This is a genomic window from Microbacterium sp. (assembly GCF_032084865.1).
Classification (GTDB): Bacteria; Actinomycetota; Actinomycetes; order Actinomycetales; family Microbacteriaceae; genus Microbacterium.
Genome location: NZ_DAMDLU010000003.1, coordinates 39,958 through 49,402, shown reverse-complemented (window position 1 = coordinate 49,402; position 9,445 = coordinate 39,958). Strand labels below are relative to the sequence as shown.

Here is a 9,445-nt window from a genome sequence, read left to right as displayed (position 1 = left end):
CACGCCGCTCGGTGGCGCCGATGAGCGAGGTCGGCTGGGCCTGCACGTAGCGGGCGCGGTGTGCGGCCAACAGCTGGGCTGGGCGCAGCGGAACGCCGAGCAAGGCGGATGCCTCCGACAGCGCGAGCCCGGCAGCCGCGTCGTCATCGAGGGCGGCCGTCGCCGCAGTCTCGCCCTGGCTGCCGAACGACACGCGCACGAGGTGGCGGCCCGCAGCCGCATCGCGCAGCCAGCCCCACTTGACCGTGGAGTGGGTCAGCGCCTTGGCTATGTGGCTGCCTGGCACCGTGAGCACGCCGCTGCCGCGGGGCGCGGCGTCGAGCTCCGGTGCGTCGATCAGCAGCGTCACGATCTCGATCTCGGGCGCGTCCCCGATCTCGCCGAGGCCCGAGATGTGCGCGTCGATGAGGGGGCGCGCCGACGGCTCGGCTGTCGCCACGATTACGCCGGTGGCGCGCAGGGGCGCGTCGGTATCCGGATTCGCGTCCGTCAGCGGCGCGATCTCGACGCTCCAGTGCTCGCCGTCTCGCTCGAGACGGGTCACGCGGGTGCCCGTGCGGATGTCGACTCCGTACGCGATGAGGTCGGCGCGCAGCGCCTCGACCAGCCGGCCCATGCCGCCGACGAGCCCCAGCACCGCCGCTCCCGGCGCTGTGCCCTTGCGCTCGGCCGCGAGCAGGCCGACCGCTCCGGTCAGCGAGCCGATGCGCGTGAGTGCGGCATTGAGTCCTGGCGCGGCGACATCGGTGTCGACCTCGTCGGGGTCGGCGGAGTAGACGCCCGCAGTCACCGGGGCGACGAGCCTGTCGCGCACGCGGGCACCCATTCGCGAGCCGACCAGCTTGCCGAGGCTGCGCTCGTGCCCGATGGTCAGAGGCGGGCCGAGGCGGGCGAGGTACGCACGCCAGGCGCCGCGCCAGCCGATGATGCGGCGCACGTCGTCTTGGAAGGGGTTGGCCGGGATGCCGAGCAGGCTGCCTTTGGGAAGAGGCGCGTCGGCGGCCCCCGGGATGCCGCTCAGCCACGCGCCGCCGCCCTGCGGGGGAACCACCGCATCAGCGAGGCCCAGCCCGTCGACGAGCGCCTTCACGTGACCGCCGCGCGTCGCGAAGCTCTCGGCTCCCGCGTCAACGGTGATGCCGTCGAGCTCGGCGGTGCGGATGCTGCCGCCGAGCGCCTCGGATGCCTCCAGCAGCGTCACCCGCATGCCCACCTTCGCGCATTCCCGGGCTGCGACCAGACCGCCGATGCCGCCACCGATCACGACGACGTGCTGCTGCGCCGCTCGCGCGGCGAGTTCGGGAGAATGCTCGGAGGTCATGGCTCGATTCTTCCACCGGGCCCTATGCGCCGGATGCCCGTGGCTGCACGAGCCCGGGCGACGACGGGCTCCCCGTGTCGGGGAGCCGAACGTCCGTCATCGGCCCGACTTCAGCGGCATCTGGCTCCTGGACAGGCTGCGCGGCGCCCGGTCGGCAGCCCTCCGCGGCGACCATCCCGCTGCCGGGGAGCCGAATGCCGCTCATCCGCTGCCTTACGCCGACATCTGGCTCCTCCCGCCGAGCCCGACCGGCGGGAGAGTCCGGCGCGCGCCGGAGTCAGAGCTCGCCGTGCGCGACCTGCACGATGCGGGTCAGCTGGTCGGGGTCGGTTTCAGGTGGCACGCCGTGACCGAGGTTGAGGATGTGCCCCTTGGCGCTCTGACCGCGGGCGATGACATCGCGCACGTGCGCCTCCAACACGGGCCACGGCGCCTGCAGCATCGCGGGGTCGATGTTGCCCTGCACTGCCGTGTCGGGTCCGACGATGCGGGTCGCCTCGTCGAGCGGCATCCGCCAGTCGACGCCCACCGCATCGGCGACGCCGTCGAGGCGCATGTCGGCGAGGAACGGGCCCGTGCCGACACCGAAGTGGATGCTCGGCAGCCCGATCCCGTCGAGCGCCGCCTTCGAGTGCGGGGCGATGTGCGTTCGGTAGTCGGCCGTGCTGAGGGACCCTGCCCACGAGTCGAAGAGCTGCACGACCGAGGCTCCCGCGTCGCGCTGGATCTCGAGGAAGCGCCGAGAGATGCGCGAGAGCCATCCGGCGAGCGCGTTCCACGCCTCGGGGTCGGCGTGCATCATGGCGCGGGCGCGCAGGTGCTCCTTCGACGGGCCGCCCTCGATGAGGTATGCGGCCAGGGTGAACGGCGCCCCGGCGAAACCGATCAGCGGGGTCTCGCCCAGCTCGGCGACGGTCAGGCGCACGGCCTCGGCGACCGCGGTGCCGTCGAGGTCGGCAGCGTCGATCTGCGTGATGCGGGCGACGTCGTCTGCGGTGCGCACCGGGTTGGCGAAGACCGGGCCGCGACCGGGTTCGATCTCGACGTCGACTCCCGCGAGACGCAGCGGAATCACGATGTCGCTGAAGAACACCGCCGCGTCGACCTTGTGTCGGCGCACCGGCTGCAGGGTGATCTCCGATGCCAGGTCGGGGGTGAGACAGGCATCCAGCATCCTGGTGCCGACCCGCAGCTCACGGTACTCGGGCAGCGACCGCCCGGCCTGACGCATGAACCAGACGGGGGTGCGCTCGGGGGTCTCACCGGCGAGCGCGCGCAGCAGATCACTCATGCCGTCATCATCGCATCGAGCGCCTATGCGTGCGCCGGGGTCACGCCGGGGCCGGATGTCGGATCAAGTCGCGCTTGGATGCCTCCCATAGCAACGGCACGTACACTTGCCAGGTGCTGATCTGCGTGACGGCGAGCCACAAGACCGCCCCATTCGAACTGCTCGAACGCCTCAGCCGCCAGCCCGAGACCGTCGCCCCCAGCCTTATGGCTGCGGGCGCGCAGGGAGCCGTCGTGCTCGCCACCTGCAACCGATTCGAAGCCTATGTCGAGGCCGAGGAGACGGATCCGGAGGCGGTCATCGAGACGGTCGCGCAGGCCACCGGCATCCCCTCCGCAGACCTCGACGGTTCATGCCGGGTGGTCGAGCACCCGCACGTCGCCGAGCACCTGTTCGCCGTCGCATCGGGTCTGGAGTCGGTCGTGTCGGGCGAGGGCGAGATCGCCGGTCAGGTGCGCCGCGCTCTCAGCGGCGCGCGCGAGCAGGGCACCACGTCACCGCAGCTCGAGCGTCTGTTCCAGCGCGCCAGCCAGGCTCAGCGCAAGGTCAAGAACGTCACCGCCCTGCACCGCGCCGGCCGTTCGCTCGTGCGGCTCTCGCTCGAACTCGCCGACAGCCGCATCGCCGACTGGAGCGCCGAGCGCGTACTGCTGGTCGGCACCGGCTCGTACGCCGCCGTCACGCTCGCGTCGCTGCGCGAGCGCGGCGCCGTCGACATCTCGGTCTACTCCCCGTCGGGTCGCGCCGTGCCGTTCGCCCAGAAGCACGGCATCCGTCCGGTCGCCGCAGCCGACTACGCGACCGTCGCACAGCACTCGTCGCTGCTGATCACCTGCACGACGGCCGAGATGGTGCTGGGTCCGGCGCAGTTCGATCGCGAACGGGGTGCCGCGGCCGGATGCCCGGTCGGCACCCACTCGCAGCTCGTCATCGACCTCGGCATGCCGCGCAACGTCGACCCTGCCGTCGCGCAGCTCGAAGGCGTCGCCCTGCTCGACCTCGAGACCATCCGCCTGCACGCCCCGCTCGAAGAGCTGCACGCGACCGATGCCGCACGTCACGTCGTGCGGGAGGCCGCGGAGAGCTTCCACCTCGACGGCTCGCGCGCGAGCGTGACCCCCGCGGTCGTGGCGCTGCGCACCCACATCTTCGGCCTGCTCGAAGCGGAGATCGACCGCGCCCGACGCAGGGGCGACGAGAACGGGCTGGTCGAGCAGGCGATGCGACACCTCGCCGGCGTGCTGCTGCACACTCCCACGACGCGCGCCCACGAGCTCGCCGCCGAGGGCCGTGCCGACGATTTCCACGTGGCGCTCGAGGTGCTGTACGGCCTGTCCCCTGCGTCGGATGCCGTGTCCGACTCCGCTTCCGCCTGATCACGCGCCCGGTCGGCGCCCACGCCCCCGAGACGTGCGACGCTGGGAGCATGACGTCGCGTGTACCCCTGCGAGCGCGCCTGCTCATGGCGCTCAGCGGTGACCCGGACGGGACGCCGAGGTGGGTGCGTGAGCTCGCGGAGGGGGATGACGAGGGCTGGTTCGCCTACGGCGGCGCCGCCTGGACCGTCCACGCCGGGATGGGCACGCTCGTCGCCGGCATCCGGGCGCTGCTGGTCCAAGCGCTGCATCCCGGGGCGATGGCGGGCGTCCACGACTTCTCCCGCTATCGCGAAGACCCCATCTCGCGCCTGAACGGCACCGTGCGGTGGGTGCTGAGCGTCACGTACGGCTCGCGGGCGCAGGCGGAGCGGGAGACGGCGCGGGTGGCTCGCCTGCATCGCCGCGTCAGCGGCGAGTACACCGGCGGGGATGGAACCGAGCGGTCGTACAGCGCATCGTCCGCCGATCTCGTCGAATGGGTGCACCTCGCCTTCGCCGACGCGTTCCTCACTGCTCACGAGGTGTGGGGAGGACCCATCCCGGGCGGGGCGGACGCCTATGTCGCCGAATGGGCGACCGCCGGACGGCTGATGCACGTGCCGGATCCGCCCACGAGCGCAGCCGAGCTGCGAGGACGACTGCAGGGATTCGTCGAGCGTGGCGAGCTGCGCGCAGACGAGCGCACCCGCGATGTGGTCGCGTTCCTGCGCCGTCCGCCGTTCACCGGAGCGATGGGCATCGCCTACCGTGTGCTGTTCGCTGCGGCGGTCGCCACGATCCCGCGCCGCTACCGTCGCATGCTGGGCGTGCGTCGCAGCATCCTCCCCGTCGTCACCGCGACGCGGATCGTGCTCGCTCTGGCCGAGCGATCGCTGGGATCCGGTCCTCGCGCGCAGGACTTCGCGCGCCGACGGCTGGCTCGTCTGGCGGCCTCACGCCGAGGCTGAGCGCCTGATCGCGCGAACGCTACGGCAGCAGTGCGCAATCCGGAGCGGATGCTGCGAGACGAGCGTCGAGGGTCAGCAACGAGCATTGTGCCGCGCGCGCGAGCACGACGTACATGGCGTCATAGGCGCTGACATTGTGTCGCAGGTCATACACGGCGGGCAGCATGGACATCATCGGCACCTGCTCGACGCCGAGCGCGTCGAACTCACGGAACGCGCGCAGCGCCTGCTCATCGCTGATCTGCTGGCTGAGCGACCATCCACGGATGACGGAGGCGACTTCAGCCGTGAGGTGCTGCGGCGCCAACAGTTCGCGCCCGTCGATCAGTGCTGCCGCCCGCTGCCCTGCCTCGGTTCCGAACAGTATTTCGGCGACCGCGGATGCATCGACGACGAGCGTCATCGACCGGGGCGCTGCTCAGCGAGCACCTGTGCTGCCGGTTCGAGGGCAGCGACGCCGCGGCTCGCGATCCGCTCCAGCAGTTCGGCTCGGCTCGGACGCGTCGCCAGCCGGTCGAGCTCGCGCAGCAGATAGTCACTCAGCGAGCGCCCTTCGAGCGCGGCCTTCGCTTTGAGCGCTCGACTCGTCTCCTCGGAGACGTTGCGGACCTGAATCGTTGGCATGCAGTTAGCATACGCCACATGCATATTGCATGCATGTGTCTGCTATGGGCCCTGGGGTTCCGTCTCGGGTCATCCGCACGAATGCGACACTGTCATCATGGCCCTGCACATCATCGGAGACACCGCCGCCGACGACCTGCTCACGAACAACCCGCTGGCGCTGCTGGTGGGGATGCTGCTCGACCAGCAGGTGGGCTAACCACCTAGAACGAAGCGAGACCTTGACGTCGTCAAGGTTCACCTGCTCTTCTCCGAGGAGTGGCGCTTCGCACGATGTCGGAACACCTCGATTCGGATGATCGGCTCCGGTCCCGACTGGCTCGTCGACGTTGATGGCTCACTCGGCCGTTCGTCGTGAAGCTCCTGCAGCACCTTCTCGTACCACTCATCCGCCAACGCCAGTCGTTTGGCTGTTGCAGCGTCCCGAATCGCCTTCACGAAGGGGGCACGAATCGTCGGCGTGACAACGATGTAAAGCGCTATGACCACAACGACCGAAAGCGCAGACAGCGCGGCGAACGCCCACGACCTCGCGAGTATCGCGCCCAGAGGCGCGAGAAGCATCATGACGAGTCCGATAACCCGGAAAGTCCAGGAGAGCACTTGATCGCTGAGCTTGTGCGGAGGAAACGGTGCCGTCACGCGCCACGCGAGCGCCACCAGACCAGCTCCCCACCCCACGATGAGGAGCAACGCCCAAGCACAGTAGTCGACCTGCGATCCGCCGTAGTCCCAGACCAGGCCCGCGCCGCTAGTAAGAGGAAGGCCGAGCAATGGGATCAGCCAGTATGCAGATTCTGCTCCCACTCGCTGACGGAACGTGATTGTCGTTCCCTCCACGAAACCGGAATTCTTCGCGCCGCTACGGAGCTTTTCCCTCTCGCGTCCTGCGGCGGACACCCTCTCCGCAACTGGACGCTTGAGCTCCACCAGACCGGCCACGACTGACACAAACCAGGCGCTGAGTAGCAAGAGGATTAGTTCAAGCGTTACCTGCCGCCAAAGGACGACCCACAGCACCAGTGCTGAGAACAACGACACCCCGAGCGTGACGCCGAGAGTCAGGAACTCGATAAGCCTGCGGTTTTTCTTCGGTAGCGCTTGCACTCCCGCTGGAGGGAGAGAGAACGCAATTCCGATCACGATCGTCGCCATGACGGCCAGGAAGCCAAAACCGGAGGCTATCTCGACGTCGTGTTCGGCGCCCCTCCCCGCACCCAGTCCGCCACAGATACCGCTGCCGTCGCATACGAGCGCTTCGCGGCACCGGCGGCAGCCATCGCCCCCAGACCAGGCAACAACATGAAGGTCAGCGTGAAGATGGGCCATGCCAACAACCAGTTCGCTTGCCCCGCATCCTGAGGCGGAGCTTCCCGCTCCATCGTCTTGCATCCGTCAACCATCGTCACGCTGATCCCCCCGCTGTACCGTCTTCAGATCGGCCCCTCATGATCACACGACCGCGCACACCATGACGTTTGTCGCAGGAACAGCCGATTCTGTCAGTCGCACACCCAGCAGCGTCATCCCGCAGGAGTCACTCAGGAAACGCCACCGATCCCGTAACGAACACACTGAGAGTCGACAGCCCTTTGGCGCGCCTTTGTTGTTTGGGAGAATGCTACGCATGGCCCTTCACATCACCGGAGACACCGCCGCCGACGACCTGCTGACCACGAATCCGCTCGCGCTCCTCGTCGGGATGCTGCTCGACCAGCAGGTGCCGATGGAGACGGCCTTCGCCGGCCCGCTCAAGATCGAGCAGCGCACCGGAGCGGTGGATGCCGCCGCGATCGCCGGGATGGATCCGGATGCCTTCCTCGAGGCGTTCAAACAGACCCCGGCCGTGCACCGCTTCCCCGGCTCGATGGCGACCCGGGTGCAGACGCTCTGCCAGACCCTCGTCGACGAGTGGGGCGGGGACGCTTCCGCGCTGTGGACGACCGGCGACCCAGACGGCACCGAGGTGCTCAGACGGCTGAAGAAGCTGCCCGGATTCGGCGAGCAGAAGGCGAAGATCTTCCTCGCTCTGCTCGGCAAGCAGTACGGGTTCACCGGTGAGGGGTGGCGCGAGACATCCGCTCCGTACGGCGAGGAGAACGCCTACCGCAGCGTCGCCGACATCGTCTCGCCCCAATCGCTGACCAAGGTGCGCGAGCACAAGAAGGCCATGAAGGCCGCGACGAAGGCGGCGAAATGAAGCCGACCGGCGACGACGTCGCGGGACTCATCGCGCGCTCGGCTCCGGCGATCAGACGACGGGATGCCGAGACGCTGACCGCCCTGATGCAGGAGATCTCGGGTCGCGACCCCGCGACGTGGGGCACGATCATCGGCTTCGGTCAGGTGCATTACCGCTATCCGACCGGCACCAAGGGCGATACCGGCCTGCTCGCCTTCGCCCCGCGCAAGGCGGCGACGACGATCTACCTGCTCGACGGGGTCGGCGCGCACGCCGACGAGCTGGCGGCGCTCGGTCCGCACACGACGGGCGCCGGATGCCTGTACATCAAAGACCTCGAACAGGTCGACCTGGATGTGCTGCGGGGCATCCTGACCCGCTCGCTCGCCTGGATCGAAGCCGGCGGCAGCGAGGGGATGCAGCTCACCGTCGTGAGCTGACGGCAAGCCCACGCAAAGCGCCCGGGGGCCGTCAGCGCTGCGAGGCGAAGACCACGGTCTCACCCGGAGCCGGACGCAGCGCCAGCACCAGAGCTACCACGCCGAGGAAGGCGACGGCAGATGCGGAGATCAGACTGATCACCGCGAAGAGCGCATCCAGCAGGGTCTGATCACTGATTGACCCGGCAGCGGCGATCAGGTTCGGGATCAGCTGCGCGAACACGATCGCACCGAGCGCCCACAGCGGCGCCCAGTTCCACGGCCTCGGCACCATCGCGATGCGGCCGATCCGCACGGCCGCGATGATCGCGAGCACGAGGCTGACCACCTCATCGGCCGTGCCCACCATCGCGGCGGTGGACAGGTCGCCCACGTCTGTCGGGGCCGCCGAGTTCACCAGCATCCACGCCACAGGAGCCACGACCAGCGACCAGACCGCCAGGGCGATGATCGCGCCGGTGCCGAGGGGGCGCCTGCCGGTCACGCTGCCGCCGCGCCCGAGCCCGATGGCGAACACCACCGCACCCGCATGGAACAGCAGCTGCGAGATGCTGAACGGCAGCCCGCTCACGGTGACCATGCCCAGACCGAGCAGCGCCGAAGCCACGAACAACACGCCACCGGTCATCCACGTGCGCCGGCGCGAGCGCGTCGTGTCGGCGGCGGCAGTCACGTCGATCATGCGGTCACCCTAGCGGCCGCGGCCGCCGACGGCCTCAGCCGCGGGCTACGCGCTCCGCTTCCTTCGCGGCGACGATCTTGCGCAGGCCCGAGCTCGAGAAGCGGTGCTCGCGGCTGTTGAAGTACAGCTCGATGCCGGCCTCTTCGCAGTAGCTGCGGCCGGTGAAGTCGCGCTCCTCGTATTCGTCGCCGACGATGCGCACATCGATCTTGAAGGAGCGCAGGATGTCTTCGAGGTCCTGCTCGGTCGAGTAGGGGACGATCTCGTCGACGTACTCGCAGCCGCGCAGCTGGATGTACCGCTCGACGACCGTCTGCGTCGGGGCGTTCTTCTCGGGGCGGTCGAGCGTCGGATCCATCTGCAGCCCGCAGATGAGGTAATCGCACTGCCGCTTGGCCTCAGCCAGCATCATGATGTGCCCGGCGTGCAGCAGATCGAAAGTGGAGAAGGTGATCCCCACCCGCGGCCCGGGGTTGTAGTCCTGGTGCTTCTTGACGGTCTCGCTCATGGCGTCCTTCCGTAGCGCTTCAGAAGATTCTATTCCGACGCGACACGGGTAGACGTCCGCCCGGCCCTGCA

11 protein-coding genes and 1 pseudogene are annotated in these 9,445 nt (G+C 69.0%); 5 read left to right on the top strand and 7 right to left on the bottom strand.

Annotated features, from left to right (window positions below; all coding sequences use genetic code 11):
- The coding region (locus tag RT309_RS00925; protein WP_313354476.1) for an FAD-dependent oxidoreductase at window positions 1–1,321 on the bottom strand (1,321 nt) is incomplete at its 3' end.
- Window positions 1,322–1,598: 277 nt separating this feature from the next.
- Window positions 1,599–2,612, bottom strand: coding sequence for a uroporphyrinogen decarboxylase (gene hemE / locus RT309_RS00920; protein ID WP_313354474.1), 1,014 nt, complete (start codon window positions 2,610–2,612; stop codon window positions 1,599–1,601).
- A gap of 113 nt (window positions 2,613–2,725) precedes the next feature.
- Between hemE and RT309_RS00915 the strand changes: the two genes are divergently transcribed.
- Window positions 2,726–3,988, top strand: coding sequence for a glutamyl-tRNA reductase (locus tag RT309_RS00915; RefSeq protein WP_313354472.1), 1,263 nt, complete (start codon window positions 2,726–2,728; stop codon window positions 3,986–3,988).
- A 50-nt stretch (window positions 3,989–4,038) separates the two neighbouring features.
- The gene (locus RT309_RS00910; protein ID WP_313354470.1) at window positions 4,039–4,938 is read left to right on the top strand and encodes an oxygenase MpaB family protein; all 900 of its coding nucleotides are present in this window, start codon (window positions 4,039–4,041) and stop codon (window positions 4,936–4,938) included.
- 19 nt (window positions 4,939–4,957) lie between these two features.
- Here RT309_RS00910 and RT309_RS00905 read toward each other — a convergent pair whose 3' ends face one another.
- Together RT309_RS00905 and RT309_RS00900 are read right to left on the bottom strand one after the other, a co-directional pair.
- Entirely contained in the window at window positions 4,958–5,341 is a 384-nt protein-coding gene (locus RT309_RS00905) for a type II toxin-antitoxin system VapC family toxin (protein WP_313354468.1), read from the bottom strand.
- The gene (locus RT309_RS00900; protein WP_313354466.1) at window positions 5,338–5,562 is read right to left on the bottom strand and encodes a FitA-like ribbon-helix-helix domain-containing protein; all 225 of its coding nucleotides are present in this window, start codon (window positions 5,560–5,562) and stop codon (window positions 5,338–5,340) included. Before RT309_RS00900 ends, RT309_RS00905 begins: the two co-directional genes overlap by 4 nt.
- A gap of 97 nt (window positions 5,563–5,659) precedes the next feature.
- On the opposite strand from RT309_RS00900, the pseudogene RT309_RS00895 reads away from it, so the two are divergent.
- Window positions 5,660–5,755 (top strand): annotated as a pseudogene (locus RT309_RS00895) (Fe-S cluster assembly protein HesB); the annotation flags it as partial.
- Between the two features lie 44 nt (window positions 5,756–5,799).
- Here RT309_RS00895 and RT309_RS00890 read toward each other — a convergent pair.
- Window positions 5,800–6,891 (bottom strand): hypothetical protein, encoded by a 1,092-nt coding sequence (locus RT309_RS00890; protein ID WP_313354464.1) that lies wholly within the window; start codon window positions 6,889–6,891, stop codon window positions 5,800–5,802.
- A gap of 298 nt (window positions 6,892–7,189) precedes the next feature.
- Here RT309_RS00890 and RT309_RS00885 point away from each other — a divergent pair, with 298 nt between their 5' ends.
- A complete protein-coding gene (locus RT309_RS00885; protein ID WP_313354462.1) occupies window positions 7,190–7,762 on the top strand; it encodes an HhH-GPD-type base excision DNA repair protein in 573 nt (190 codons plus the stop codon).
- Complete coding sequence (locus RT309_RS00880) at window positions 7,759–8,184, top strand: DUF1801 domain-containing protein (protein ID WP_313354461.1); 426 nt, start codon at window positions 7,759–7,761, stop codon at window positions 8,182–8,184. The genes RT309_RS00885 and RT309_RS00880 overlap by 4 nt, the downstream gene beginning before the upstream one ends.
- Window positions 8,185–8,215: 31 nt before the next feature.
- Here RT309_RS00880 and RT309_RS00875 read toward each other — a convergent pair whose 3' ends face one another.
- Window positions 8,216–8,866: a hypothetical protein gene (locus RT309_RS00875; RefSeq protein ID WP_313354459.1), complete on the bottom strand. Its 651-nt coding sequence runs from the start codon at window positions 8,864–8,866 to the stop codon at window positions 8,216–8,218.
- A gap of 34 nt (window positions 8,867–8,900) precedes the next feature.
- A complete protein-coding gene (locus RT309_RS00870; protein WP_313354457.1) occupies window positions 8,901–9,374 on the bottom strand; it encodes an adenylyltransferase/cytidyltransferase family protein in 474 nt (157 codons plus the stop codon).
- Window positions 9,375–9,445 lie beyond the last annotated feature (71 nt).